The 24,779-nt window shown below is 69.1% G+C and carries 25 protein-coding genes; 7 read left to right on the top strand and 18 right to left on the bottom strand.

What is annotated here, in order from left to right; translation table 11 throughout:
• Positions 1-8 precede the first annotated feature (8 nt).
• From BHQ18_RS11845 to BHQ18_RS11865, 5 genes are all read right to left on the bottom strand, one after another.
• A complete protein-coding gene (locus tag BHQ18_RS11845) occupies positions 9-464 on the bottom strand; it encodes a GreA/GreB family elongation factor (RefSeq protein ID WP_069413908.1) in 456 nt (151 codons plus the stop codon).
• 125 nt (positions 465-589) lie between these two features.
• Positions 590-1,855: an NAD(P)/FAD-dependent oxidoreductase gene (locus tag BHQ18_RS11850; protein WP_069413795.1), complete on the bottom strand. Its 1,266-nt coding sequence runs from the start codon at positions 1,853-1,855 to the stop codon at positions 590-592.
• Positions 1,856-2,002: 147 nt separating this feature from the next.
• Positions 2,003-3,529, bottom strand: coding sequence for a PucR family transcriptional regulator (locus tag BHQ18_RS11855; RefSeq protein WP_069413796.1), 1,527 nt, complete (start codon positions 3,527-3,529; stop codon positions 2,003-2,005).
• Between the two features lie 41 nt (positions 3,530-3,570).
• A complete protein-coding gene (locus tag BHQ18_RS11860; RefSeq protein WP_069413797.1) occupies positions 3,571-4,407 on the bottom strand; it encodes an SDR family oxidoreductase in 837 nt (278 codons plus the stop codon).
• 42 nt (positions 4,408-4,449) lie between these two features.
• Complete coding sequence (locus BHQ18_RS11865) at positions 4,450-5,382, bottom strand: enoyl-CoA hydratase (RefSeq protein ID WP_069413798.1); 933 nt, start codon at positions 5,380-5,382, stop codon at positions 4,450-4,452.
• 125 nt (positions 5,383-5,507) lie between these two features.
• Here BHQ18_RS11865 and BHQ18_RS11870 point away from each other — a divergent pair, with 125 nt between their 5' ends.
• From BHQ18_RS11870 to BHQ18_RS11880, 4 genes are all read left to right on the top strand, one after another.
• Entirely contained in the window at positions 5,508-5,855 is a 348-nt protein-coding gene (locus BHQ18_RS11870) for a hypothetical protein (protein WP_069413799.1), read from the top strand.
• Between the two features lie 99 nt (positions 5,856-5,954).
• Positions 5,955-6,311 (top strand): hypothetical protein, encoded by a 357-nt coding sequence (locus tag BHQ18_RS11875; RefSeq protein WP_069413800.1) that lies wholly within the window; start codon positions 5,955-5,957, stop codon positions 6,309-6,311.
• A gap of 49 nt (positions 6,312-6,360) precedes the next feature.
• On the top strand, positions 6,361-6,525 hold the full coding sequence (locus BHQ18_RS29530; RefSeq protein ID WP_109789266.1) for a hypothetical protein: 165 nt from the start codon (positions 6,361-6,363) through the stop codon (positions 6,523-6,525).
• Positions 6,525-8,000: an alpha,alpha-trehalose-phosphate synthase (UDP-forming) gene (locus BHQ18_RS11880; protein ID WP_069413801.1), complete on the top strand. Its 1,476-nt coding sequence runs from the start codon at positions 6,525-6,527 to the stop codon at positions 7,998-8,000. Before BHQ18_RS29530 ends, BHQ18_RS11880 begins: the two co-directional genes overlap by 1 nt.
• Here the strand turns inward: BHQ18_RS11880 and BHQ18_RS11885 are convergent.
• From BHQ18_RS11885 to BHQ18_RS11940, 12 genes are all read right to left on the bottom strand, one after another.
• The gene (locus tag BHQ18_RS11885) at positions 7,987-8,493 is read right to left on the bottom strand and encodes a mammalian cell entry protein (protein ID WP_069413802.1); all 507 of its coding nucleotides are present in this window, start codon (positions 8,491-8,493) and stop codon (positions 7,987-7,989) included. The two genes, BHQ18_RS11880 and BHQ18_RS11885, sit on opposite strands and share 14 nt — an antisense overlap.
• The gene (locus BHQ18_RS11890) at positions 8,493-9,176 is read right to left on the bottom strand and encodes an Rv1363c family protein (RefSeq protein WP_069413803.1); all 684 of its coding nucleotides are present in this window, start codon (positions 9,174-9,176) and stop codon (positions 8,493-8,495) included. The genes BHQ18_RS11885 and BHQ18_RS11890 overlap by 1 nt, the downstream gene beginning before the upstream one ends.
• Positions 9,176-10,900: a virulence factor Mce family protein gene (locus BHQ18_RS11895; RefSeq protein WP_069413804.1), complete on the bottom strand. Its 1,725-nt coding sequence runs from the start codon at positions 10,898-10,900 to the stop codon at positions 9,176-9,178. The genes BHQ18_RS11890 and BHQ18_RS11895 overlap by 1 nt, the downstream gene beginning before the upstream one ends.
• A complete protein-coding gene (locus tag BHQ18_RS11900; RefSeq protein ID WP_109789272.1) occupies positions 10,901-12,055 on the bottom strand; it encodes an MCE family protein in 1,155 nt (384 codons plus the stop codon).
• A gap of 8 nt (positions 12,056-12,063) precedes the next feature.
• Positions 12,064-13,512 carry an MCE family protein gene (locus BHQ18_RS11905; RefSeq protein ID WP_069413806.1) on the bottom strand — a complete coding sequence of 483 codons (1,449 nt, stop codon included), beginning with the start codon at positions 13,510-13,512 and terminating at the stop codon, positions 12,064-12,066.
• Complete coding sequence (locus tag BHQ18_RS11910; RefSeq protein WP_069413807.1) at positions 13,509-14,570, bottom strand: virulence factor Mce family protein; 1,062 nt, start codon at positions 14,568-14,570, stop codon at positions 13,509-13,511. The genes BHQ18_RS11905 and BHQ18_RS11910 overlap by 4 nt, the downstream gene beginning before the upstream one ends.
• Positions 14,560-15,597, bottom strand: coding sequence for an MCE family protein (locus tag BHQ18_RS11915; protein WP_069413808.1), 1,038 nt, complete (start codon positions 15,595-15,597; stop codon positions 14,560-14,562). The genes BHQ18_RS11910 and BHQ18_RS11915 overlap by 11 nt, the downstream gene beginning before the upstream one ends.
• A complete protein-coding gene (locus tag BHQ18_RS11920) occupies positions 15,597-16,796 on the bottom strand; it encodes an MCE family protein (RefSeq protein WP_069413809.1) in 1,200 nt (399 codons plus the stop codon). Before BHQ18_RS11920 ends, BHQ18_RS11915 begins: the two co-directional genes overlap by 1 nt.
• Before the next feature lie 10 nt (positions 16,797-16,806).
• The gene (locus BHQ18_RS11925) at positions 16,807-17,649 is read right to left on the bottom strand and encodes an MlaE family ABC transporter permease (protein WP_069413810.1); all 843 of its coding nucleotides are present in this window, start codon (positions 17,647-17,649) and stop codon (positions 16,807-16,809) included.
• The gene (locus BHQ18_RS11930) at positions 17,646-18,410 is read right to left on the bottom strand and encodes an MlaE family ABC transporter permease (protein ID WP_069413811.1); all 765 of its coding nucleotides are present in this window, start codon (positions 18,408-18,410) and stop codon (positions 17,646-17,648) included. Before BHQ18_RS11930 ends, BHQ18_RS11925 begins: the two co-directional genes overlap by 4 nt.
• Before the next feature lie 273 nt (positions 18,411-18,683).
• Positions 18,684-19,589 (bottom strand): 3-oxoacyl-ACP reductase, encoded by a 906-nt coding sequence (locus BHQ18_RS11935; protein ID WP_069413812.1) that lies wholly within the window; start codon positions 19,587-19,589, stop codon positions 18,684-18,686.
• 12 nt (positions 19,590-19,601) lie between these two features.
• Positions 19,602-19,793 (bottom strand): ferredoxin, encoded by a 192-nt coding sequence (locus BHQ18_RS11940; RefSeq protein WP_069413813.1) that lies wholly within the window; start codon positions 19,791-19,793, stop codon positions 19,602-19,604.
• Between the two features lie 147 nt (positions 19,794-19,940).
• Between BHQ18_RS11940 and BHQ18_RS11945 the strand changes: the two genes are divergently transcribed.
• From BHQ18_RS11945 to fadD17, 3 genes are read left to right on the top strand one after another with little or no spacing between them, the layout of a single operon-like run.
• A complete protein-coding gene (locus BHQ18_RS11945) occupies positions 19,941-21,122 on the top strand; it encodes an acyl-CoA dehydrogenase (RefSeq protein ID WP_069413814.1) in 1,182 nt (393 codons plus the stop codon).
• 8 nt (positions 21,123-21,130) lie between these two features.
• Positions 21,131-22,228, top strand: a complete 1,098-nt coding sequence (locus BHQ18_RS11950) for an acyl-CoA dehydrogenase family protein (protein WP_069413815.1) — start codon at positions 21,131-21,133, stop codon at positions 22,226-22,228.
• Positions 22,228-23,733: a long-chain-fatty-acid--CoA ligase FadD17 gene (fadD17, locus tag BHQ18_RS11955; RefSeq protein ID WP_069413816.1), complete on the top strand. Its 1,506-nt coding sequence runs from the start codon at positions 22,228-22,230 to the stop codon at positions 23,731-23,733. Before BHQ18_RS11950 ends, fadD17 begins: the two co-directional genes overlap by 1 nt.
• Here fadD17 and BHQ18_RS11960 read toward each other — a convergent pair.
• Complete coding sequence (locus tag BHQ18_RS11960; RefSeq protein ID WP_084294022.1) at positions 23,730-24,773, bottom strand: S1C family serine protease; 1,044 nt, start codon at positions 24,771-24,773, stop codon at positions 23,730-23,732. The genes fadD17 and BHQ18_RS11960 overlap by 4 nt on opposite strands.
• Positions 24,774-24,779 lie beyond the last annotated feature (6 nt).

Raw genomic sequence — 24,779 nt, forward strand, 5'->3', positions numbered from 1 at the left:
TCCTTTCATCAAAGTCCAGCCAGGGTCCGGCGGGGCGCCGGTTCGAAGGCCAATGAGTACGGTTTGGCCGCCAGCAACGTGACCCGCAGGGTGCGGCCGTCCCTGGTGACGTAGTCGCGGCGCTCGCCTGGTCGGGCACCGGCGATCGCGGCGCCCAGCGATGACTGCGGCGAGTACACCTCGATATCGGCGGCCTCCGCACCACGGATGCCCAGCAGAAACGTCTCGGTGTCGCCGGTGTCGTCGTAGCGCACCGAGACCACCATGCCCGGTTCGGCGACGCCGTCATCGGTCGGATCCTCGTCGACGATCGCGTTCTCCAGCAGATTCTCGACGCGGCGGATGCGCTCGGCGGCGACGTCGTCGGGCAACTCCCGGCGCTGCTCGGCCTGCAGGCTGGCGAGTTCGGCCTGCAGGTGGATGTAGGCGCGCCGGGTCATCCAGACGGGTTCGGTGGTGGTCATCAGCATCGGTTGAAAGTCCTTTCGGAAAAAGGGGGGAATGCCGTCAGGGGCGGGGTCACCGGTGGGGCTGCACCGGGGGCTGTACACCGCCCCTGACGACTCGCGGTGCCCGTCGTGCGGGCGCGTCAGGCGATTGCGCGGCGCAGCGGGTCGAAGGGCCGCAGCGCCTCGGGTTGTTTACCGGTGGTGATCTGCTCGGCGAGCAGGCGACCGGTGACGGGTCCGTGCGCCAGGCCCCACATCCCGTGGCCGCCGGCGACGTAGACGTTGCGCGACATCTCGCCGATCAGCGCCCGGCCGTCGGGCGTGACGGGCCGCGGCCCGACCCAGACGTCGGTGCGTTCGGCCCAGCGCACACCGTCGAGCAGCGGGCTGGCCGAGGCGACGATCGCGCCGATGCGCTCGGAGATCACCGGTTCGTGCGGGTCGCGGAACTCCATCGTGCCCGCCACCCGCAGCGCGCCCTGGTAGGGGGTGCACGCCACGCGGACGTCGGGCAGGTAGATCGGGCCCGGGATGGGCCGGTCCACAGGAACGGTGAACGAGTACCCGCGCCCGGAGGCGACCGGCACCCGCAGCCGCCGTCCGGTCAGCCGGGACAGCCATGCGCCGGTGGCGACCACCACGGCGTCGGCGGTCAGCGACTCGCCGCTGTAGGTCTCGACGACGACCCCGCTGCCGGGGCTGAAGACACCGCGCACGTCCTGGCGCAGGATCGAGGCGCCGCGCTCTTCGACGGCGCGCCCGAGCGCCTGCACGAAGCGGCCGGGGTCGACGAAGCGCTGGTTGTTGATGTTGATGCCGGCGGTGATCGCGCGCGACGCCAGCGGCACCTGCTCGCGCAGCGCCTCACCGGACAGGCCGGTGACGAACACGTTCTGTCCGGCCCGCTCGAGGGCCCGCAGCTCACGCATCATGTGTTCGGCGTCGTGCGGGGTGCGGAAGATCGCGGTGATCGGCGCGTCGGTGACCGGCGCGTCGACGCCGTTGGCGATCAGCACGTCGTAGGCCTCGATGCACTCCTCGTTGAGCGGCACGTTGGCTTCGACCGCCTTGGTCCACACCGAGGTGCGGCAGTTCGCGGCGAACTGGGCCAGGAACTTCCACAGCGCGCTGTCGACGGTCATCGGGATGTGCAGCGGCGCGTTGCGATCGCTCAGCGACCGCAAGCCGTAGCGCAGCACCGACGGGGCGTTCAGCGGGATCGTCAGGGTCGGCGACACCCACCCGGCGTTGCCCCACGAGGCGCCGGCGGCCACGCCGTTGCGGTCCAGGACCGTCACGTCGACGCCGCGTTCCTGCAGGAACCACGCCGTCGACAACCCGACGATGCCGGCGCCGATCACGATTGCCGACCGCGGGCCGCCGTCGATCCGATCGCCGCCGACCATTACGCATCCCTCCATCGTTGAATTGCTCGTTACTTCGATGGTGGTCGACGGATGCGAAATCGGGTTGCCCGCTCAGAACAAGGCGGGCTGCGGTCGTTGTGCGGATCCGACAAACCGCTGACCTGGTGCTTTGTGCTGCCGAAGCGCTCAGTCCGGGTCGGTGGCGGCCAGTTCGATCATCATCGCGAGCCGTTTGCGGGCGTCGTCGAGCGGCAGATCGGTCAACTCGGCCATCTTGCGCAGCCGGTACCGCACGGTGTTCTCGTGCACGCCCAGCCGGTGCCCGGCCTGCGTGGGGTCACCGAGCGCTTCCAGCCACGCCCGCAGCGTCGCGGCGTACTCGGTGTCGTGCTCGCGGTCGTGGCGGCGCAGTTCGGCGACCGGGCCGCGGTCGGGGGTGCGGCCCGACTGGGCCGCGGTGCGCAACCGCTGCAGCAGGATCTCGTCCCACGACTCGTCGTAGGCGGGCGGCACCGTCGACGAGCCCAGCTCGTGCAGTGCCAGGCACTCGTCGGCCTCCTGACGCGCCGCGGGCAGATCGGTCACGACGGCGGGCTTGCTGATCCCGGCCAGCACGGTGACCCGGTCCGGCAGCGCGGCCCGCAGCCCGGCCACCCACTTGCGCGCCACCGCGGCCTGCTCACCGGGCAGCAGCGTGTAGATGGTCGCGCCCGCCAACGCGCTTCGGCCCGGTCGTGACCACCCGAAGCCGGTGGTGGCGCGCTCGAACGCGAGCAGCAGGGCGGCGTCGCGGTCGTGTCCCAGGGAGGCCTGCACCGCGATCACCCGCATCGGCGCCAGCGGCAGCCCGAGCCGGCTGGCCGCCGCGGCCGCGTCGGCGCGACCGTCGAGCAGACGCAGCACCATGTCCGACTCGACCTGACGTTCCAGATCGGCGCTGGCTCGCGACCGCAGCAGATGCAGCGCGACGGTGCGGGCTCCGTCGGCCAGCGATGCGAGTTCGGTGCCGCGCAACGGTTTCGGGCACGACACCCACACCGACCCCATCAGTTCGCGGCCGGAGCGCACGGCGACGGCCATCCGGCCGGACAGCCCGTGCTCCTCGTCGGGGGCGACGAACACCGGTTCGTCGGAGTCCGCGAGGTGTTCGAACACCCCTCGCTGCCGGAAGAATTCGCGCAACTCTTCGGGCGCCTGCCGGTCCATGATCGTCGCGACGCGGGCCGCGTCGGCGTTCTCCTGCATCGAGGAGTACGCCAGCACCCGCGACAGCGGGTCCTCGATGGTCACTGCGCCGCCGGTCATCTCGGCGAGGCTGTCGGCGAGCGCGAACAGATCCGTTGGGCCGCGGCCGGATTCGGTTTCACGCCCCTCGAGAACCAGCCCGTAGACGACCGCGGCCAGTTCGCTCCACGACACCGACGGGTCGACGACCATGACGGCCACACCCTCGCCCATCCCCGCGAATGTGCTTTCGGTGGCGCCCTCGTCGCGCAGCAGCACCACCACCGCGCGGGCGGCCACCGCCCACTGCAGCGCCTCGGCGACCGAGCGGGCGCCGATGGCCATCAGCACGTCGCCGGTCACGGTGCGGGTTCCGCTGACCTCGTGCATCACCACGCTGCCCAGCTCCTTGGAGCGCGGGATCGGGCAGAAGCGCAGGCGCACGCCGTAGCTACCCAGCACATTGACCAACCGGTCCAGGGTCACCACGGGCTCGACGTTACAAGCTGGCGGGTCCGAACACCCGACCCTCAGGTCGCGACGACGCCGCGCAGCCCCTCCGCGCCGAACAGCGGTTCGAGCATCGAGGAGTAGTCCGGGCCGCGCCGGACCAACTGCCCACCGTCGACGTTGATCACCTGGCCGGTGATGAAGCTCGAGGCGTCGCTGAGCAGGAACAGCGACGCGTTCGCGATGTCGGTGACCTCGCCGGGGCGGGGCAGCGGGGTGCAGGCCGCGTAGTCGGAGCTGAGCTCGGGCGACTCGAGCACGGGTGCGACGAGTTCGGTGCGGATCAGCCCGGGCCGGATGCAGTTGACCCGCACCCAGGAGGCGCCGAGTTCGTCGGCAGCCAACTGCATCATGTGGTCGATGCCGGCCTTGGACACGCCGTAGGCCCCGAACCAGCGGTGGGTGTTGCTCGCGGCGATCGAGGAGATGCCGATGAACGATCCGCCGCCGCCGCGGACCATCTCGCGCGCCGAATGCTTGAGGACGTACATCGTGCCGTTGATGTTCAGGTCGACGGTGCGCCGCCACAGCTCGGAGTCGATCTGGGTGATCGGACCGATCGTCTCGCTGCCGCCCGCGCAGTGCACGACGCCGTAGAGGGTGCCGTGCCAGGCGGTGGTCGCGTCGACGGCACGGGCCACTTCGTCCTCGTTGGTGACGTCGGCGGGTTCGTAGCGCACCGCGCCGGGACCGCCGTGGGCGGTGATCTCGTCGGCGGCGGCGGCCAACCGGTCGGCGTTGCGGCCGACGAGCATCGCGTTACCGCCCGCGGCGACCACCGCGGCGGCCACCCCTTTGCCGATCCCGCTGCCCCCGCCGGTGACCAGCACGGTCCGGCCCGTCAACGACAACTCCACCGCAGCCCCTCTCGCCCGACTGAAACAGGTTCTAGTTATACGTCACGGCTCGTCGCGGCGGGCCGGCTTCGGCGGGCCCAGGGTGCGCCAGTCCGGCACGTTCGGCGGCAGGCCGACCGGATAGCGGTTCTCGTTGTGCGCGGCCCAGTGGGCGTGGCCGAGTTCGTGGATGTGGAACGCGTGGCGCAGGGCCTCGGTGAAACCCATCGCGTCGGCGGCGGCGTTGACCGAGTCCTTGATCAGCAGCGCGGCCATCGTCGGGCGCTCGGCGATACGCCTGGCGAACTCGAGTGTCTTGTCCTCGAGTTCGTCGCGCGCGAAGATCTTCGACACCATGCCGAGCCGGTAGGCCTCTTCGGCGTCGATCGAATCCCCGGTCAGCAGAAGCTCTTTGGCCTTGCGGGCACCGAATTCCCAGGGGTGGGCGTAATACTCGACGCCGGGCATGCCCATCCGGACCCCGACGACGTCGCTGAACTTCGCGTTGTCGGCCGCGACGATCAGGTCGCAGGCCCAGATCAGCATCAGGCCCGCCGAGATCGCGTTGCCCTGCACCTGCGCGATCGTGATCTTGCGCAGATCCCGCCAGCGGCGCGTGTTCTCGAAGAAGAAGTGCCACTCCTGCAGATAGGTGCGCTCGGCGACGGCCTCGGTGGTGGCGCCGTGCGACCGGAACGTCGGATGCTGCGCCGGACCCGGGGCGCGTTCCAGCATCGCCTCCTCCGAGCCGAGGTCGTGACCTGCCGAGAAGTTCTTGCCCCGCGCGGCCAGGATCACCACTCGCACACGGTCGTCGGCCTCGGCGCGGCCGAACGCCTCGTCCAGTTGCACCAGCAGGGTGCGCGACTGCGCGTTCTGCGCGTCCGGACGGTTGAGCCAGATCCGGGCGATCTGCCCGTCATCGAGCGTCTCGTACGTCACCTGTTGGGGCGCATCGCCTCCGGCGGCTGTGCTTGTCAGATCAGGGCTCGCCATCGCGGACCACCTCGCTTGCGTTGTTCGACGACGTGCACATTACGGTGCCCCGCCCGGCTGTAACTCGGCGGTATCCCAGCCCACATTCGGGCTTCTGCGAGGCTTACCGGCTTAGAATCACCACCATGCTGAATAACTCGTGGCGGCGGGCCGTGGTCATCGGCGGTTTCCTCGTGGCGGCGGCGGCCGCGCCCGTGGTGGGCGTCCAGGTGTCGTCACCACCGGCGGTGTCGGTGGCCCAGGGCTGCCAGGGCGGTGAGGAGATGGACGTCTACAGCACGACGTGCGTGCCGTTCCTGGTGCCGCATTCGCCGCCGATGTTCACCACGACCGCGGCCAACCCGGACATCCCCGAGATCGACGGCATCCCCTGCACCGGGCACAATTCCGGCCAGTGCATCGGGCTCGCCGAGGACCAGGCGGCGATGGGGCCGCCGGTGCAGCCGCGCAGCACCATCAGTTCCAGCCCCTGACCCCCTTTACCGGCGAACTTCTCGAAGCTGTGCAGAAAGTGTGCGGCTTCCATAGAATCCATGCCGACGAGAAGGTCAATAACTACAGAAAGCGTGACGATGGCGACCTTGAAGTTCCCTGCACAACGACTGCTTCTTGCCGGTGGCTTCGCGGTTGCGATCGCCGGCGCCCCGGCCGTCGCGGTCTTCGCAGCACCGGCGTTCGACGTCGCACCGGTCGCCCAGGGCTGTGTCGGCGGTGAAGAGCCCGACCAGTTCACCGGCGTGTGCATCCCGCACACCGTGCCCAACGCCGGTTCGGTGTTCAGCACCCCGGCGGGCAACCCCGACATCCCCGAGGTCATGGGTATCCCCTGCACCGGGCACAACTCGGGGCAGTGCATCGGCCTGGCCGAGGAAGCCCAGTCCGCGCAGATGGTCGCCCCGCCCGCGCCGGTGTTCAGCCACAGCCCGTAGATCGGGCCTGGAGAGCAGGGACGACGCCGGCTTCGCCTAGAGTTGTCCTATGCCAGCGAAATCTGATCCCGCCGAGCTCGGCGACGTCGAACCGCTCGCCGACAGCACCGCCCGCCAGGCACGGCGGGTCGTCGCCGCCTATGCCAACGACGCCGAGGAATGCCGGGTCTTCCTGTCGATGCTCGGCATCGGGCCCTCGAAGCTCGAGGCGTAATGGCACCCGAGGCCGGTCCCCAGGCCGACCCCGGGAACGCCGATTTCGTGGTGGTGGCCAACCGGCTGCCGATCGACATGGAGCGGTTGCCTGACGGCACCACCACGTGGAAGAGAAGCCCCGGCGGTCTGGTGACGGCGCTGGAGCCGTTGTTGCGCCGGCGGCAGGGCGCCTGGATCGGTTGGCCGGGGGTTCCCGACGCCGGTGAGGAGCCGATCGCGCAGGACGACATGACCCTGTGCCCGGTCAACCTGTCGGCCGAGGACGTCGCGGAGTACTACGAGGGCTTCTCCAACGCCACGCTGTGGCCGCTGTACCACGACGTCATCGTCAAGCCGATCTACCACCGCGAATGGTGGGACAAGTATGTCGAGGTCAACCGGCGCTTCGCCGAGGCCACCGCCAAGTTCGCGGCCCACGGCGCCACCGTGTGGGTGCAGGACTACCAGTTGCAGCTGGTGCCGAAGATGCTGCGCATGTTGCGGCCGGATCTGACGATCGGCTTCTTCCTGCACATCCCGTTCCCGCCGGTCGAGCTGTTCATGCAGATGCCGTGGCGCACCGAGATCATCGAGGGACTGCTGGGCGCGGACCTGGTCGGCTTCCATCTGCCCGGCGGCGCGCAGAACTTCCTGATCCTGGCGCGACGGCTGATCGGCGCCAACACCTCACGCGCGACCATCGGGGTCAGGTCGCGGTTCGGTGAGGTCAACGTCGGGTTCCGCACCGTCAAGGTCGGCGCCTTCCCGATCTCCATCGACTCGACAGCTCTGGACCAGCAGGCCCGGTCGCGCGCGATCCGGCAGCGCGCCAGGGAGATTCGCGCCGAGCTCGGCAACCCGCGCAAGATCCTGCTCGGCGTGGACCGGCTGGATTACACCAAGGGCATCGACGTCCGGCTGCGGGCGTTCTCCGAACTGCTCGCCGAGAACCGGGCCAGCCGCGAGGACACGGTGCTGATCCAGCTCGCCACCCCGAGCCGCGAGCGGGTCGAGAGCTACATCGAGATGCGCGAGGACATCGAGCGTCAGGTCGGCCACATCAACGGCGAGTACGGTGAGGTCGCCCACCCGATCGTGCACTACCTGCACCGCCCCGTGCCGCGCGAGGAGTTGATCGCGTTCTTCGTCGCCGCCGACGTCATGCTGGTGACCCCGCTGCGCGACGGCATGAACCTGGTCGCCAAGGAGTACGTGGCCTGCCGCAGCGATCTCGGTGGCGCGCTGGTGCTCAGCGAATTCACCGGCGCGGCAGCCGAATTGCGTCAGGCCTACCTGGCCAACCCGCACCATCTCGAGGGGGTCAAGGACGCCATCGAGGCCGCGCTGAACCAGGCGCCCGAAGAGGGCAGGCGGCGGATGCGGGCCCTGCGCAGGCAGGTGCTGGCCCACGACGTGGACCGGTGGGCCCGCTCGTTCCTCGACGCGCTGGCCTCCACCCGCGACGACGCACCGGCGACCGCTAGATCGGAGTGATGTACTGGATCAACCAGTCGCCGTCGACCTTCTGGTAGTCGACGCGCAGGCGGCTGCCGTCGTAGACCGGCTCCTTGGACTTGTCGGTGACGGTGCGGTTCAGATACACCATCACCGACGCTGAAGTGCGTTGCGCGTCAAGCACTCCCACGCCCACCACGTGCGCCTGGCTGACCAGCTGGCGTTCCCGTGCCTGCGGGATGATGTCGCGGTCGGCGCGGTCCCGGAACTCCTGGCGGTAGCTCGGGGTGAGCATCGGGTAGATCTCGTTGAGGGTGCGCTCGACGGTCTGGTAGTCGTAGCCGAAGACCTTCGGGATCTGCTGGGCGGCCAGCGGGCCGAGTTCGGCGCGCGCCTGCTGCTCGCCGCGTTGTTCGACGCGGTTCCAGTACAGCGAACCACCGAGGCCGGCCAGCGCGACGAACGCCGCGGCCAGCACGACCGCCAGCGCGCCGACCGACCGCGTCCGCCACGCGGATCTGGATGAGGCCATCAGTTCCCGCCGTCGGGGTATTTGAGGTCGTAGCCCGTCATGTGTCCGTTGTCGTCCTCGTGAACGATGACCCGGAGCCGATACGGTTGCGACGGCTGGTTGTTGCCGTCCAGGTCGGTGACCGTCACGCGGGCCGAGACCAGCACGGCGGCGTTGTTGGCGACCTCGTCGACCTCCTCGAGCGCCGCACCGTTGATGACCGCCTCGGCGCTGGCGTTGGTGTCGCGGAACAGCATCTTGAGGTTCTCGGTGTTGTTGCCTTCGGTCATCATCGCGCGCAGCGGGCCGCTGGTGCTCTCGACGAACCGCTCGACGCTCTGGTCGATGGTGTCCTGGTCGTAGCTGAACATGTTGACCACCATCTGCGCGGCGGTGTCGACGAAGCGCTGGTCGCGGTCCTGGGCGGCGGTGACCTCGCGTTGCTGCACGACCAGCCACACGCTCAGCCCGATCAGCACCGCGACCGCGGCCGCGGCGACCGGCAGGAACACCGCGGCCACCCGCCCGCGGTTCGGCTGCCTGCGCGGCGGCGGACCGGCCGGTCTGGGCAGCTTCACCTTGATCGGCGCCGGGGCCTCGACCTTGAGGGTGTCGGCAGTGGCGCCGCCGGCCGGGCCGGGCGGGCGGACCGCACGCCGACGCGTCCGCCTCGACGTCTCCGTCGAAGCAGTGTCTTCCGTCATTACGCCTGCCTTGGAGCCAACATCAGATCAACCCAGTTCTCTGCAGGCGCCAGTTTGTCAGTACCGGCGGCGAGAACGCCACTTCCGCCCTCGGGGTCGACGAACTTGCCGTTCTGGTCGTACGTCGCGATCTGCAGACCCGCTCCTGACGCCATCGGCGGGGCCTCGGCAGGCAGCGGACCGCTCGGCGGCGGCGGAGCCGGCGGTGCCGGCGCGGCGGGCGGCGGCGGAGGTGTCCGGCCGTACGGCGGCACCACGTGGTCGGGCGGTGCGAAGAACGGCCACGCGGGCGGCAGCTGCTGCGGCACCTCGTTCGGCGGCACCGGCAGCGGGAACGGCGCGTGCGGCGCGGGGCCCGGGCCGGGCGGCACTCCCGGCGGCAACTGCACCACCGGCGGGCCCGGGTCCGGATCCACCTGCGGCGGGATGTAGGGGAACTTGTTCGGCGGCAGGATGTTGCGGCCAATCTCGGTGGTGTCGTCGTCGTACTGGTCCATCGGCGTGCCCAGCGGCACCGGCGGACCGCGCCACGGGTTGTTGCCGATCGGCACGTATCCGCGCGGGTCGCGACACAACTGGATCGTCGGGGCGCGTTTACCCGGGAACTCCTGGCACGGGTAGTTGCGCGCGCCGCGAACCACCGCCGGGTCGTTCTGAGGCGTCTTGCAGTACAGATCCTTGGGCAGCTCGCGCAGCGTCTCATCGGCCGGTGAACGCATCTCGCTGGCCGGCACGAAACCGGTCAGACACGGCGGCGGGTCCTGCAGGTCGATCTTGAAGTCGAGCTTGCCGCCCTCGTCGGCGGGCAGGCCGCCGCCGACGGTCAGCAGCGCGGCCATCAGCGCCGGGAACACCACCAGCGCGTGCTCGAGCGACTTGCGGTAGATGACGCCGATGCGCCCGAAGTTGGCGAGGTTGGCCGCCAGCACCGGGAACGACGGCCGGATACCGGCGAACAACTCGTTGGCCTCGGCGGTGGTGCCGGGCACGGTCTGCAGCGTGGAGCGCAACTGCGGGTCGGCGTTGTTCAGCTCGGTGGTGAAGCGGGCCAGACCGTCGGCCAGCGAGCGGATGTCGTCGCCGCTGCGGATCTGGGCGTCCAGGAACGGCCCGGCCTGGTCGATCAGCTGATTGATCTGACCGTAGTTGGCGTTGGCCTCGTCGATCAGCAGCCGCGACGACTGGATCAGCCGGGCCAGTTCGGGTCCGGATCCGTTGAACGCCTTGAAGGTTTCGCGCAGCAGGTCCTGGATCCGGCTGTCACCGACACTGGTGACCAGATCCTCGGCCTCCTGCAGCAACCCGGCGATGTCCTGGCCGATCGCGGTCCGGTCCACCCCGATGATGGCCCCGTCGCGCAGCTTCGACTGCGCCGGGTTCTCCGGCGGCACCAGGTCGACGTACTGCTCGCCGACCGCCGAAACGCTCTTGACCGTCGCGGTCACGTTCTCGGGCACCGGCGTGCCGCTGTTGAGCCGCATGTGGGCCACGACGCTGTCGTCGGTCAGCCCGACCGACTGGACACGGCCGATCGTCACGCCGCGGTAGGTGACGTTCGCGTTCTCGTAGAGGCCGCCGGCGGCGACGAAGTTCGCGCTCACCTTGTAGGTACCGATACCCGCGGCCGCGGGCAGCTGCAGGTAGAAGATCGAGATCGCACCCACGGTGAGCACCGTGACGATCGCGAAGATCGACAGCTGGATTCGGGTCAGCCGGGACAGCATCTACGGACCCTCCCCGTGCTGGGTGGCCGTGCCCGGCGGGATCTCGAACGGATCGGCCGCCTGCCCGGACAGGTTCGCCAACGATCCCGTCATGAAGTCCGGCGGGGTGATCAGCTCGTGCATCCGCTTCATGTTCGGGTCCAGGCCCCACGACGTGGTGAACACCGACTCACCGGTGCGGCGCAGCGTCAGGTCGAACGTGGTGTACACGTTCAGGTAGTCGCCGCGCACCGCGTTGCGCAGGTATTTGTAGTGGAACGGGAAGGTGGGCAAAAACTCCAGGTCCTTGATGAAGTCGTCGGCGTGGTCGTTGAACGCCTTGACCACCGGGTACAGGTCCTTGAAGTCCGCGGCGAAGTCGTCCTTGGTCTGTTCGAGCACGCGCGCGGCCACCGTCGCGAAACTGCGCAGCGCGGTGAACGCGTCGACGATGTTGGCGCGGTTGTCGTTGAGCACCTTGACCGCCTCGGGCAGCCGGTCCAGCGTGCGGCCCAGGTTGTCCTTGCTGGCGGCCAGGATTCCGGCGAACCGGTCCAGTCCCTCCATCGCGGCGATGATGTCGGCGGTCTGGCGGTCCAGTGAGCTGGTCAGCTCGGCGAGCCGCGGGATCAGGTTGGCGAACGTGTCCTCGCGGCCGGCGACCGCGTTGTACACCTCTTCTGTGATGTCTTGCAGCGCACCGAGATTGCCTTTGTTGACGACGACGCCGAGTGCGGAGAGCACTTCCTCGGTGGTCGGGTAGCGGCCGGTGCGTTCGGAGTCCAGCGGGATGTGGGCGCCGTCCTCGAGCTTGCCGACGCTCGGGCCGTCGGCGGGTGGCGCCAACTCGACGTGCTGCGAACCCAGCAGCGAGGTCTGCGCGACCTTCGCGGTGGCGTTCTCCGGCAGCGTCACGTTGCCGTCCAGCGACAACTGCACCGCGGCGTAGAACGACCCGTCGGAGCGTTGCACGGCCTCGATGCCGGACACACTGCCGACCGTGACGTCGTCGACCATGACCGGCGAGTTCTGCGGCAGCGTCGCCACATCGGGCAATTCGATGGTGATCTTGTACGAGCCGGCGCCGTGTCCGGCGGTACCGGGCATGTTCAGCGAGTTCAGTCCGCCGAACGAGCAGCCGGTCAGCAGCACCGCCAGCGACGGGATCGCCACCATCTTGCGGATCACGGGGCACCTCCCCCGGGCAGCGGGGCGGGCATCGGCACGGGCGCGACATCGGCACCGGGTTCGGCGGGCGCGGCCGGCGCGACGAACGGGTCCTCGGCCACCGGCACATCGGGCGCCCCGGCGAGCGGCCCGCCGGCGTGCGAGGTCGCGGCCGGACTGCCCTCGGGGGCGGGCGGCACGAGCAGCGAGCTGAGATCCATGTCCGCGGACACCGGCGGCGGGTTGGCGCCCGGCGCGGGCTGCCACTGCAGGTACGGCACCGGCGTCTTGGCCTTGGCCTCCGTCTCGGGGGTGTCGTAGATGATCTGCCCCTTGTAGGCGGTGATGCTGTTGATCGGGTGGAACAGCAGCGGCGGGAAGTTCATCGCGATCCGCTTGAACACCGGGCCCATCCGCTGGCGGCAGATCTCGGTGCGGTTGTAGTTCGCCGGGGTCGGGGCGGCCTCGAACGCGCCGCCGCAGATGAACTGCACCGGGTTGGCGAAGTTCGGCAGCGTCAGCAGGCCGCCGACCGTGCCCTGCGCGGGGTTGTAGATGTTGTAGAAGTTCGACAGACCGTTGGGCGTGATGTGCAGGATCTGCTCGATGTCTTCGCTGCGCTCGGTCAGGATGCTGGTGAAGTCGGTCAGCTTGGTGACCTGTTCGATGAGCGCGCCGTTGCTCTCGTCGAGGAAGCCCCGCACGTCGGCCAGCGCCTGGTTCAGCGTGCCCAGCGTGCCGTCGAGGCCGGCCGCGCTGTCGGCGAGCACCTGCGACACCGACGCGACGTGGTCGGAGAACTGCACGATCTGCTCGTTGCTGTTCGACAGCGCGTCGACGAGCACCTGCAGGTTGCGGATGGTGCCGAACAGGTCGGTACGTGAATCGCCGAGCCGGCCCGCGGTCTGGGAGAGCTCGCGCAGCGCCTGGCGGAACGTGTCGCCGTTGCCGTCGAAGGTGTCGGCGGCCTGGTTGACGAACGCGGTCAACGGTCCCTGCACCGAGCCGGGTTTCGGACCCAGCTGCGCGCTCAGCGCGGTCAGCTGCTCTTTGACCTCGTCCCACTCGACCGGCACCGCGGTGCGGTCCAGGCCGATCTCGGCGCCGTCGGCCATCGCCGCGCCCTCGGTGTAGGCGGGGGTGAGCTGAACGAAGCGCGCCGCCACCAGGTTCGGCGCGATGACGAGCGCCTTGGCGTCGGCGGGCACCTGCACGCCGTGGTCGAGCGTCATGGTGACCTTGACGTCGCCGGCGCGCGGTTCGATCGAGTCGATGGAGCCGACCGGCACCCCGACGATGCGCACCTCGTCGCCCGGGTACAGGCCCACCGCCGAGGTGAAGTAGGCGGTGATCTTGTGGCCGACGCGGCTGGGCCACACCAGGTACGCGCCGACGGCCAGCGTGACCACCAGCAGCACCGCCAGCGTGGGACGCAGCCAGCGCGACATCGGATTCGTTTGCGTCATGGTGACTTCGGCCTAATGATCAGGCGCTCGGAGATGTATCCGCGCAGCATGTCGGCCAGGCTGTCCGGCAGCTTGCCGGGCTGGAAGTAGAAGTCGAGCAGCACCTCGGCGATCGGGGCGGGCGGCAGGCCGTAGAGGTTGATCTGGAAGCCCGGACCCGAACCCACCACCTCGCCGAGCGCGGTGGCGTACGGCGGAAGTCGTTTGAGCGCCTCGCTGATGTGTTCGCGGCGTTCGAGCAGGTTGTCGAGCACCAGGTTCAGCTTCTCCAGCGCGGGCCTGAACTCGCGACGGTTGTCGGCGACGAAGCCCGAAAGCTGTTGGGACACATCGTCGATACCGGCGATCAGGTTGCTCAGCGCCTGGCGGCGCTCGTCGAGCGCGGCGAACAGCAGGTTGCCGTCGACGATGAGCTTGTTGACCTGCCCGGCGCGCTGGGCCAGCGTGTCGGACACCCGCTTGGCGTGGCCGAGCAGTTGTTCGAGCGCCTCGTCGCGCTTGTTGAGGCTGCGCGACAGGTTCGCCACCCCGTCGAGCGCGCCGCGCAACTGCGGGGTGGCGTCGCGCAGCGAGTCGGTCAGCGTGGCCAACGCCTGCTCGAAACGCGGCTTGTCCAGCTCGCTGGCGTTCTGCCCGAGGTCCTGCAGCGCGGTGGCCAGGGTGTACGGGGTTGTGGTGCGGCCCAACGGGATCACCGTCGACTCGCCGGTGCCCCGCGGGGTCACCGCCAGCGATTTCTCGCCGAGCACCGTGTCGGTCTTGATCGCGACCAGCGTCTGGTCGCCGACCTTGATGTCGCGGTCTACGGTGAACAGCACCTTGGCGGAGTCGCCGGCCAGTTCCACGCCGGTGACCTTGCCGACGTTGATGCCCGACACGTTCACGTCGTTGCCGGGCGAGATGCCGCCGGCGTCGGTGAAGTACGCCTCGTACGGTTTGCCCTGCGGGAAGAACGGCAGGCTGGAGTAGCCGAACGACACCAGTACCAGGCAGGCGATCAGGAAGATGCCGAAGATGCCGGTGCGCAACGGGTTCGAATCATCGGGCCTACTGGGCATTCGGTGCACACCTCCCCTTCGACGGATCGGGCGGACCGCCCAGCGGGATCAGGATGTCGCTTCCCGCGGGGCCGTTGATCTTCAACCGTGTCGAGCAGTAGAAGATGTTGAAGAACGAACCGTACGCGCCGAGCGCGTTGAGCCGCAGATAGTTTTCGGCCAGCGGCTCGATGACCTTGTTGACGTCGGCCTTGCGCTCGTCCATCCGCTGCGCGAACGGCCGCACGTTCTCGAGCACGCCCTGGATCGGCCTGCGCGACTTGGCCAGCATGTCGGTCAGGTTGGTCTCGGCCGACGCCAGCGGGCCGATGGCCCCGGCGATCGGGTCGCGGCCCTCGGCCAGCCCGGTGATCAGCTGCTGCAACTGGTCGACGCTGGCGTCGAACTGCGCGCCCTTCTCGTCGACGGTGCCGAGCACGGTGTTGAGATGGGTGATCACGTCACCGATGAGTTGGTCACGGGCCGCGAGGTTCTGGGCGAAGGCGCTGGTGGTCGACAGCAGGTTCGACAACGCCCCGCCCTGGCCCTGCAGCAGTTCGATGACCGCGGTGCTGACCTCGTTGACCTTCTGCCCGTCGAGGCCCTTGAGCACCGGGCGCAGCCCGCCCAGCAGCGCGTCGAGGTCGAGCGCGGGCTGGGTGTTCTCGCGGGGGATGGTGGCGCCGTCCGGGAGCTTGCGCAGTTCGCCTGGGCCGGAGGTGATTTCGAGGTAGCGGTCACCGACCAGGTTCTCGTAGCGCACCACGGCGCGGGTCGAGGTGTAGAGCTGGTAGCGCTTGTCGATGTCGAAGGCGACGTCGACGGTGTTGTCGGGGTTGAGCTTGACGTCGTTGACGGTGCCGACGGGGACGCCGGCGATCCGCACGTCCTGGCCGGCCTTGAGCCGCGAGGCGTCGGAGAACGTCGCGTGGTAACCCTTCTCCGCGGTGAACCGGAACTCACCGAACACCACGATCAGCAGCGCCGCCACCAGCACCATCACCACGGTGAAGATGCTGACGTTGAGGAACGTGCGATCGCCCTTCATCAGAAATCGTCCCGTTCTGCGAAGGCCCCGTTGAACAGCCACTGCAGGGTGGACGGCGCGTCGAACTGCACCTCGGTGTTCGGCTGGTAGGGCACGTACGCGTTGTCGGTGACCAGGAACGGTGTGCGGTACCAGGACCCGCCGAACTGCTTGCTCGGAACGTCCGGCAGGCCACGGCAGTTCGGGCCGCCGGAGGCGTTCACGATCGGCAGGCTCTCCGGGTACGTGTAGCCGGGCGAGCCGGGAAGGAAGTTGGAGGCGACGAACAGGCCGGGCCGGATGCCGCCGATGACGGGGGCGAACCGGTCGACCGCCAGCGCGGTGCCCTTGAGCATGCAGCCGAACACCGGGGAGTATTCACCGGCCACCGACAGCGGCGCGCGCAGCCGCTGGATCGCGGCGATGTAGTCGTCGGCCCCCGGCTCCAGGGTGGCGGTGCCGTTGTTGCCCAGCCCGGTGGCGGCCAGCAGCGTCGCGTTGAGGTTGTCCTTCTCGTCGACGACGGTGTCGGCGATCGCGGGCGCGTTGTCGAGGATCCGGCCCAGATCGGGTCCCGCGTCGCCGTAGATGTTGGCCACCACGGCGGTCTTCTGCAGATCCTGCTGCAGCGTCGGCAGTTTCGGGTTGAGTTGCGCCAGATAGGTGTCCAGTCCGGTGAGCATGGCGCCGAGATCGTCGCCGTTGCCGCGCAAGCCTTCGCCGAGCGCGCTGAGCGTCGCGTTGAGGTTGATCGGGTCGACCTTGTCAAGCACGTCGGACAGCGTCTGGAACAGCGTGTTGACCTCGAGCTGGACGTCCTTGGCGGCCACCGTCGCACCCGGTTTGAGCTGCCCGGCCGGTTCGGGGGGCGGGATGAACTCGACGGCCTTGGCGCCGAAAACCGTTGTGCTGCCGATGCGCACACCGGCGTTCGAGGGGATGTAACGCATGTCGCCGCGGTTGATCGCCAGCGTGAGCTTGGCCTCGTTGCCCGCGTACTCGATGGCCGTCACCTCGCCGACCTGCACGCCGCGGTACTTGACCTTCGCGTCGCGGTCCATCACCAGGCCCGCGCGCGGCGACGTCACGCTGACGGTGTCGACCGGTGTGAACGCGGCGGTGTAGGACAGGTAGGTGAACACGGTGGCGGCCACCAGCACGGCGGCCAGGACCGCCGCAGCGATCCGCACGTGGCTGCGCTTGGCTTCACTGTCGGACATCGCCCCCCACCTACCCGGAGAGGTTGAAGTTGCCGGACGCGCCGTAGACGGCGAGTGAGATGAACAGGGTGATGGTGACGACGACGATCAGCGAGGTGCGCACGGCCTGGCCGACCGCGATGCCGACGCCGACCGGGCCACCGGATGCGTTGTAGCCGTAGTAGGTGTGCACCAGCATCACCGCGACCGCCATCACGATCGCCTGCAGGAACGACCACAGCAGGTCGGTGGGCACCAGGAACGTGTTGAAGTAGTGGTCGTACAGCCCGGAGGACTGTTTGTTGATGAACACCGTCGTGAACCGGGCGGCGAAGAACGCGGCCAGCACCGACAGCGAGTACAGCGGGATGATCGCGACCATCCCGGCCATCAGCCGGGTGGAGACCAGATACGACACCGAGTGCACGGCCATCGCCTCGACCGCGTCGATCTCCTCGGCCACGCGCATCGCACCCAACTGTGCCGTGGTGCCCGCGCCGATGGTGGCCGCCAACGCGATACCGGCAATCACCGGCGCGACGATGCGCACGTTGAGGAACGCCGACAGGAATCCGGTCAGCGCCTCGATGCCGATGTTGCCCAGTGAGCTGTAGCCCTGCACGGCGATGACGCCGCCGGAGGCCAGGGTGAGAAACGCCGCGACGCCGACGGTGCCGCCGATCATCACCAGCGCGCCGGTGCCCATCGTCATCTCGGCGATGTTGCGCACCGTCTCCTTGCGGTAGCGGGTGATCGCGTTGGGCAGGTAGCGCATGGTCTCGCCGTAGAACAGCGCCTGCTCGCCGAAGGTGTCGACGGCTCTGGGGACACCGCTGAAGAACCGGCGCAGCCGCACGGTGACGTCGTAGCTCATCGCTCCAGCACCCGCACCCCGACGGCCGTCATGATCACGTTGATCACGAACAGGCAGATGAACGCGTAGACGACGGTCTCGTTGACCGCGATGCCGACGCCCTTGGGTCCGCCTTTGACGGTCAACCCGCGGTAGCAGCCGACCAGCCCGGCGACCACACCGAACAGCAAAGCCTTGATCTCGGCCATCACCAGCTCGCCGAGCCCGGTCAGCACGGTCAGCCCGTTGATGAACGCGCCGGGGTTGACCCCCTGCAGGAACACCGAGAACACATAGCCGCCGGACAGTCCGATCAGGCACACCAGCCCGTTGAGCAGAAGCGCCACGAACGTCGAGGCCAGCACGCGCGGCACCACCAGCCGCTGGATCGGATCGATGCCCAGCACCCGCATCGCGTCGATCTCCTCGCGGATGGTGCGCGCGCCGAGGTCGGCGCAGATCGCCGTGGCGCCGGCACCGGCGACCACGAGCACGGTCACCACCGGGCCCAGCTGGGTGATGGTGCCGAACGCGGTGCCCGCACCCGAGAGGTCGGCGGCGCCGATCTCGCGCAGCAGGATGTTGAGCGTGAACGCCACCAGCACCGTGAACGGGATCGCGACCAGCAGCGTCGGCACCAGCGACACCCGCGCGATCATCCAGGTCTGATCCAGGAACTCCCGGAACTGGAAGGGCCGGCGGAAGATTTTGGCGAAGGTGTCGAACGACATCTCGACGAACCCACCCACGGCCCGAGCCGGTGCCGCGAGTTGTTCGATCAACCTTGGCTCCGTTCTCGAAGGGTCCGATCTTCGCCTCGTTCGCATCGTGGCGAACACATGAAATTTGTTGTCGCGGCGGGCTTCCCGGCCCTGCGGTAAGCGTTGCTCTTAGTGAGCCGGATCATACTAACTAGAACAAGTTCGCGGTGTCAAAGAACGGTAAAAGTAGGCAAAACTGTTACTTTTGCGCTGGTCAAAGCGGGTGTGACGTGGGTCATTCTAGAACGTGTTCTAGGTCACCCGCAGCGGTGGCGAACTAGACCACCGGTCTTGCTACGCCATCAGCCCGGTGGCCGAGAAACACTTCTGCGGATCACGGTCAGCAAAGTAATTCTGAAGCGTTGCGGACAGGTCGGACGGGTCCCAGGCGTCGGATTCGGCATGGAATTGGGCCTCGGCGGTCGGCGCTGCAACCAGCGTCACGGTAGGACCGTAGACGATGAACAGCTGTCCGTTAACCCCTTCGGCCGCCGGTGAGGCCAGGAAGCGCACCAGGTTGACCACGTGCTCCGGGGAGAGCGGATCGATCTGGCCCTCCGCGAGGTCGGGCGCATCGCCGAACACCTCGGCGGTCATCGCGGTGCGCGCCCGCGGGGCGATCGCGTTGGCCCGCACCCCGTAGCGCTCCAGCGCCCGCGCCATCGTCAGCGTCAGCGCGGTGATCCCGGCCTTGGCGGCGCCGTAGTTGGCCTGCCCGACCGGCCCGACCAGACCCGCTTCCGAGGACGTGTTGATCACGCGGCCGTAGACCTGCCCGTCGTTTTCCTTCGCCTTCGCGCGCCAGTAGGTGGCCGCGTTGCGGGTCAACAGGAAGTGCCCGCGCAAATGCACCGCGATCACGGCGTCCCAGTCCTCGTCGGACATGTTGAACAGCATCCGGTCGCGGGTGATGCCCGCGTTGTTGACGACGATCGCCAGCCCGCCGAGTCCGTCGGCGGTATCGACCAGTTCGTCGGCGGTCGAGCGTTCGCTGATGTCACCGGCCACCGCGACGCCCTTGGACCCGGCGGCCGCGATCTCGTCGAGGACGTCGGATTTGTCGAGCGCGGCGGCGATGTCGTTGACCACGACGACGGCGCCGGCGCGCGCCAGCCCGATGGCCTCGGCGCGGCCCAGCCCGGCGGCCGCGCCGGTCACCACCGCGACGCGGCCGGACAGATCGTTCACATCGGAGCTCATTTATGAATACCTCTAGTCTCTGCGGATCAGCGCGGCCCGCGGGCATTCCGCGATGGACTGCTCGGCCAGGTCCTCCTGGTCGGCGGGCACCGGGTCGGCCTTGAGCACGGCGTAGTCGTCGTCATCGAGATCGAACAGGTCGGGCGCGATTCCCACGCACACGGCGTTGCCTTCGCAACGGTCGCGGTCCACTTCCACTCGCATGACACCCTCCTCGCGGTCAGCGCTGTCTCGCGCATCAGTGTGACACCGGCCTGGACCCCAAGACTAGAACGTGTTACAACCGGGAGGGAACCCGGGCTGGACGGTCGGGGGGCCAGATCGTGCCTCTACAGAAGTTAGGACAAGGCGATGCGGATCGGCTACACCCCAGAGCAGGAGGAGCTTCGCCGCGAGCTGCGCTCCTATTTCGCCAAGCTGATGACGCCGGAGCGGGCCGAGGCGCTCGCGTCCAACGACGGAGAGATGGGGCGCGGCAACGTCTACCGCGAGACCGTCGCGCAGATGGGCAAGGACGGCTGGCTGACCCTGTCGTGGCCCAAGGAGTTCGGCGGTCAGGAACGCCCGCCGATGGACGGGCTGATCTTCAACGACGAGGCCGCGATCGCCAACGTCCCGGTGCCGTTCCTGACGATCAACAGCGTCGCGCCGACGATCATGCACTTCGGCACCGACGAACAGAAGAAGTTCTTCCTGCCCAAGATCGCCGCCGGGGACCTGCACTTCTCGATCGGCTACTCCGAACCCGGTGCGGGCACCGATCTGGCGTCGCTGCGGACCACCGCGGTCCGCGACGGTGACGACTACGTCATCAACGGCCAGAAGATGTGGACCAGCCTGATCGCCTACGCCGACTACGTGTGGCTGGCGGTGCGCACCAACCCCGAGGCCAAAAAGCACCGCGGCATCTCGATGCTGATCGTGCCGACCACCGCCGAAGGCTTCTCCTGGACGCCGGTGCACACCATGTCCGGCGTCGACACCAGCGCCACGTACTACCAGGACGTGCGGGTGCCGGTGACCAACCTGGTCGGCGAGGAGAACGCCGGCTGGAAACTGGTGACCAACCAGCTCAACCACGAACGCGTCGCGCTGGTCTCCGCGCAGCCGATCTTCGTCGCGCTCAACGGGGTTCGCGAGTGGGCGCAGAACACCAAGGACGTGCACGGTAACCGGCTCATCGACTCGGAGTGGGTGCAGCTGAACCTGGCCCGCGTGCACGCCAAGGCCGAGGTGCTCAAGCTGATCAACTGGGAACTGGCGTCCGCCGACAACGCCGCGCCGTCGCCTGCCGACGCGTCGGCGGCCAAGGTCTTCGGCACCGAGCTGGCCACCGAGGCCTACCGGCTGTTGATGGAGGTGCTCGGCACCGCGGCCACGCTGCGCCCGGACGCGCCCGGAGCGCTGCTGCGCGGGCGCATCGAGCGGATGCACCGCAGCTGCCTGATCCTGACGTTCGGCGGCGGTACCAACGAGATTCAGCGCGACATCATCGGCATGGTCGCGCTCGGCCTGCCCCGAGTGAACCGATAGGACCCGTCATGGACTTCAAGACGACCGAAGCTTCCGAGGATCTCGGCGGGCTGGTCCGCACGATCGTCGACTCCGTCGTGACCCCGGACCGCCAGCGCGAGCTCGACCAGCTCGACCAGCGGTTCGACAAGACGTTGTGGGGCAAGCTGATCGAGGCCGACGTGCTGTCGGCCGCCGCCCCGGAGTCGTTGGGCGGCGGCGGGTTCAGTGTGCTCGAGCAGGTGGCCATCCTGGTCGCGCTGGGCAGGCAGCTCTCGGCGGTGCCCTATCTGGAGTCGGTGCTGCTCGGCGCCGGCGCGGTGGGCGCGTCCGGATCCGAGTCACTGCAGCAGGAGTGGGCGGTGCCGGCAGTCAGGGGCGACAAGATCCTCACCATCGCGCTCGACGGCGAGATGGGTCAGGGGCCGGTGCAGGCGCAGTCGTCCGGTACGGGTTACCGGCTCACCGGATCGCGCACCCAGGTGCCCTACGGGCCGGTCGCCGACGCGTTCCTGGTGCCTGCCGAAACCGATTCCGGCACCAGGGTTTTCCTGGTCGCGGCCACCGATGACGGGGTGGCTGTCGAGTCGCTGAGCACGACCGGGCACGGCAGCGTTGGGCACCTGGAGCTGCAAGGCGTCGAGCTCGACGCCGGCCGCGTCGTCGGCGACGGTGAGGTGCTCGCCTGGCTGGCCACCCGGGCCGCGCTGGGCCGCAGCGCTTTTCAGCTCGGGGTGCTGGAACGGGCGCTGGAGCTGACCGCCGCCTACGCGCGCGAGCGTGAACAGTTCGACCGGCCGATCGGCAGCTTCCAGGCGGTGTCGTCGCGGCTGGCCGACGGCTACATCGACGTCAAGGCGCTGCGGCTGACGCTGACCCAGGCCGCGTGGCGCCTCTCGGAGGGCCTGCCCGCCGACGTCGACGTCAACACCGCGGCGTTCTGGGCGGCCGACGCAGGCCACCGCGTCGCGCACACCGCCGTCCACGTGCACGGCGGTGTCGGCATCGACATCGACCACCCGGTGCACCGGTACTTCCTGGCGGCCAAGCAGACCGAGTTCGCGGTCGGCAGCGCCACCGGGCAACTGCTGCGCATCGGCCGGGAGTTGGCCGACACCCCCGTCTAGTGAGTGACCTGCCGACCGTCGCCGCCCTGCTGCGGCCGCTGACCGACGTCGAGGACCGCGGGGTCCACTTCGAGCAGTCGTTCGCCAGTTGGCGCGACCATCTGCGGTACGCCGCCGCGGTCGGTGCCGCACTGCGGGCACAGCTCGACCCCGACCGGCCCCCGCACATCGGGGTGCTGATGCAGAACACACCGGAGTTCTCGGCGGTGCTGGCGGCAGCGGGACTGACCGGCATCGTGCCGGTCGGGCTCAACCCGGTGCGCCGCGGCGCGGCTCTGCAACGCGACATCACACACGCCGATTGCCAAGTGGTGCTGGCCGATCCGGCGTCGGCGCAGCACCTCGGCGACATCGCGCACATCGACGTCGAGTCCGACGACTGGGCGCAGGAGGTGGCCGGCTACGCGGGCACACCGGTCGTCGGCTACGACGCCGATCCGGGGGACCTGTTCATGTTGATCTACACCTCGGGCACCAGCGGCGACCCTAAGGCCGTCAAATGCAGTCACGGCAAGGTCGCGGTGGCCGGGGTGACGATGGCCCAGCGCTTCGGCCTCGGCCCGGCCGACGTGTGTTACGTGTCGATGCCGCTGTTCCACTCCAACGCGGTGCTGGTCGGCTGGGCGGTGGCGCTGGCCTCGCAGGGCTCACTGGCGTTGCGGCGCAAGTTCTCCGCGTCGCAGTTCCTGCCGGACGTGCGGCGTTTCGGCGCGACATACGCCAACTACGTCGGCAAGCCGCTGTCCTATGTGCTGGCCACCCCGGAGCGGTCCGACGACGCCGACAACCCGCTGCGCGCGGTGTACGGCAACGAGGGCGCGCCCGCCGACATCGAACGGTTCGCGCAGCGGTTCGGCACGGTGGTGATGGACGGCTTCGGCTCCACCGAGGGCGGCATCGCGATCGCCCGCACCCCGGACACTTCCCCGGGCGCGCTGGGCCCGCTGCCGCCGGGCACCGAGATCCTCGACGTCGACACCGGCGAACCGTGCGGGCCCGGCGTCACCGGCGAACTGGTGAACACCTCGGACGCCGGACGTTTCGAGGGCTACTACAACGATCCCCAGGCCGACGCCGACCGGATGCGCGGCGGGGCGTATCACAGCGGGGACCTCGCCTACCGCGACGAGAACGGCTACGTCTACTTCGCGGGCCGGCTCGGCGACTGGATGCGCGTCGACGGTGAGAACCTCGGGTCGGCGCCGATCGAACGGGTGCTGCTGCGACACCCCGACGTGGTGGAGGTCGCGGTGTACGGGATCCCGGCGCCCGATGTGGGCGATCAGGTGATGGCGGCGGTGACGCTGACCGACGGGGCCGGCTTCGACGTCGACCGGTTCCGCGAATTCCTGGCCGCGCAAACCGATCTCGGCCCCAAACAGTGGCCGTCGTACGTGCGGGTGAGCGCGGCGCTGCCCCGCACCGAGACGTTCAAGGTGATCAAACGTCAGCTGGTCGCCGAGGGCACCGACTGCGCCGACCCGGTGTATCCGATCCCGCGCTAGGAACCCGCCCGCGATCCGATGGTCACGGTCAGGGTCTGCGGCCGGCCGTCACGCACGATCTCGACGGGCTGACGCGACCCGGCCGGTGTCTGGCGCAGGGCGCCCAGCAGGTCCTCCACGGATTGCACCTTGGTGCCGGCGAATTCGACGACGACGTCTCCGGGCCGGGCACCCGCGACCGCGGCGGGGCCGCCCGGTTCGACACCGCGGATCAGCACGCCGCTTTCCACCCGCACTCCGAGCGCCTGACGGATCGCCGGGGTCAGACGGCTCAACGAGACGCCGAGGAACGGGTGGGTGGCCCGACCCTCGGTGAGCAACTGCTCGGTGACGTCGAGCACGGTCGACGTCGGGATCGCGAAGCCCAGCGACACCGCACCGGCGGCCGGCGGGATGTAGGCCTCGTTGATCCCCACCACGCGGCCGTTGGAATCGAGCAGTGCGCCACCGGAATTGCCCGGCGAGATCGACGCGTCGGTCTGGATGAGATCCACCAGCGAGGAGGTCTCCACCGCCGACCCCGGGATGTTGCGGTTGAGCCCGGAGATGATGCCGGCGGTGGCGGTGTTCTCGAAGCCCAGCGGGCTGCCGATCGCGATGGCCACCTCACCGGGCCGCGGCAGTTCGGACCGGTACTCCGGCACCGGGAGGTCGCCGCGCTCGGTGCGCACGACGGCCAGATCGGTCACCTCGTCTACGGCCAGCACCTGCCCGGCCGAGCTGACACCGTCGGCGTAGCCGATCATCACCTCCCGTGCGCCGCCCACGACGTGCGCGTTGGTGACGACGACGTCGGGTCGCAGGACGACGCCGCTGCCGACGCCGTTGGGGATCTGCACCGTCACCACGCTGGGGCTGACCCGCTCCACCACGTCGGCGTAGCCGGCGGGGTCGGGCAGCGGGGCCGGACCGGCGGCCGGCGAACTGGTCGGCGCCGGCGTGGTCGACGCGGTTCCCTGCGTGTCCTCCTGCGCGGGTGCCGCGCACGCCGACAGCATCAGCACCGCGACGCCGGCGGCGGCGATCCGTGTGGGCTTCATTGCCGT

Source organism: Mycolicibacterium flavescens, from assembly GCF_001722335.1.
Classification (GTDB): Bacteria; Actinomycetota; Actinomycetes; order Mycobacteriales; family Mycobacteriaceae; genus Mycobacterium; species Mycobacterium flavescens.

Coding starts and splice junctions, on each gene's coding strand:
- BHQ18_RS11900 (WP_109789272.1), bottom strand. CDS start 12,055: ATGGTGGCGATCCCGTCGCTGGCGGTGCTGCTGACCGGCTGCTCGTTC.
- BHQ18_RS11880 (WP_069413801.1), top strand. CDS start 6,525: ATGGCACCCGAGGCCGGTCCCCAGGCCGACCCCGGGAACGCCGATTTC.
- BHQ18_RS11885 (WP_069413802.1), bottom strand. CDS start 8,493: ATGGCCTCATCCAGATCCGCGTGGCGGACGCGGTCGGTCGGCGCGCTG.
- BHQ18_RS11875 (WP_069413800.1), top strand. CDS start 5,955: ATGGCGACCTTGAAGTTCCCTGCACAACGACTGCTTCTTGCCGGTGGC.
- BHQ18_RS11850 (WP_069413795.1), bottom strand. CDS start 1,855: ATGGTCGGCGGCGATCGGATCGACGGCGGCCCGCGGTCGGCAATCGTG.
- BHQ18_RS29530 (WP_109789266.1), top strand. CDS start 6,361: ATGCCAGCGAAATCTGATCCCGCCGAGCTCGGCGACGTCGAACCGCTC.
- BHQ18_RS11845 (WP_069413908.1), bottom strand. CDS start 464: ATGACCACCACCGAACCCGTCTGGATGACCCGGCGCGCCTACATCCAC.
- BHQ18_RS11890 (WP_069413803.1), bottom strand. CDS start 9,176: ATGACGGAAGACACTGCTTCGACGGAGACGTCGAGGCGGACGCGTCGG.
- BHQ18_RS11865 (WP_069413798.1), bottom strand. CDS start 5,382: ATGGCGAGCCCTGATCTGACAAGCACAGCCGCCGGAGGCGATGCGCCC.
- BHQ18_RS11925 (WP_069413810.1), bottom strand. CDS start 17,649: ATGAGCTACGACGTCACCGTGCGGCTGCGCCGGTTCTTCAGCGGTGTC.
- BHQ18_RS11910 (WP_069413807.1), bottom strand. CDS start 14,570: ATGCCCAGTAGGCCCGATGATTCGAACCCGTTGCGCACCGGCATCTTC.
- BHQ18_RS11895 (WP_069413804.1), bottom strand. CDS start 10,900: ATGCTGTCCCGGCTGACCCGAATCCAGCTGTCGATCTTCGCGATCGTC.
- BHQ18_RS11920 (WP_069413809.1), bottom strand. CDS start 16,796: ATGTCCGACAGTGAAGCCAAGCGCAGCCACGTGCGGATCGCTGCGGCG.
- BHQ18_RS11915 (WP_069413808.1), bottom strand. CDS start 15,597: ATGAAGGGCGATCGCACGTTCCTCAACGTCAGCATCTTCACCGTGGTG.
- BHQ18_RS11960 (WP_084294022.1), bottom strand. CDS start 24,773: ATGAAGCCCACACGGATCGCCGCCGCCGGCGTCGCGGTGCTGATGCTG.
- BHQ18_RS11945 (WP_069413814.1), top strand. CDS start 19,941: ATGCGGATCGGCTACACCCCAGAGCAGGAGGAGCTTCGCCGCGAGCTG.
- BHQ18_RS11950 (WP_069413815.1), top strand. CDS start 21,131: ATGGACTTCAAGACGACCGAAGCTTCCGAGGATCTCGGCGGGCTGGTC.
- BHQ18_RS11940 (WP_069413813.1), bottom strand. CDS start 19,793: ATGCGAGTGGAAGTGGACCGCGACCGTTGCGAAGGCAACGCCGTGTGC.
- BHQ18_RS11935 (WP_069413812.1), bottom strand. CDS start 19,589: ATGAGCTCCGATGTGAACGATCTGTCCGGCCGCGTCGCGGTGGTGACC.
- BHQ18_RS11905 (WP_069413806.1), bottom strand. CDS start 13,512: ATGACGCAAACGAATCCGATGTCGCGCTGGCTGCGTCCCACGCTGGCG.
- BHQ18_RS11870 (WP_069413799.1), top strand. CDS start 5,508: ATGCTGAATAACTCGTGGCGGCGGGCCGTGGTCATCGGCGGTTTCCTC.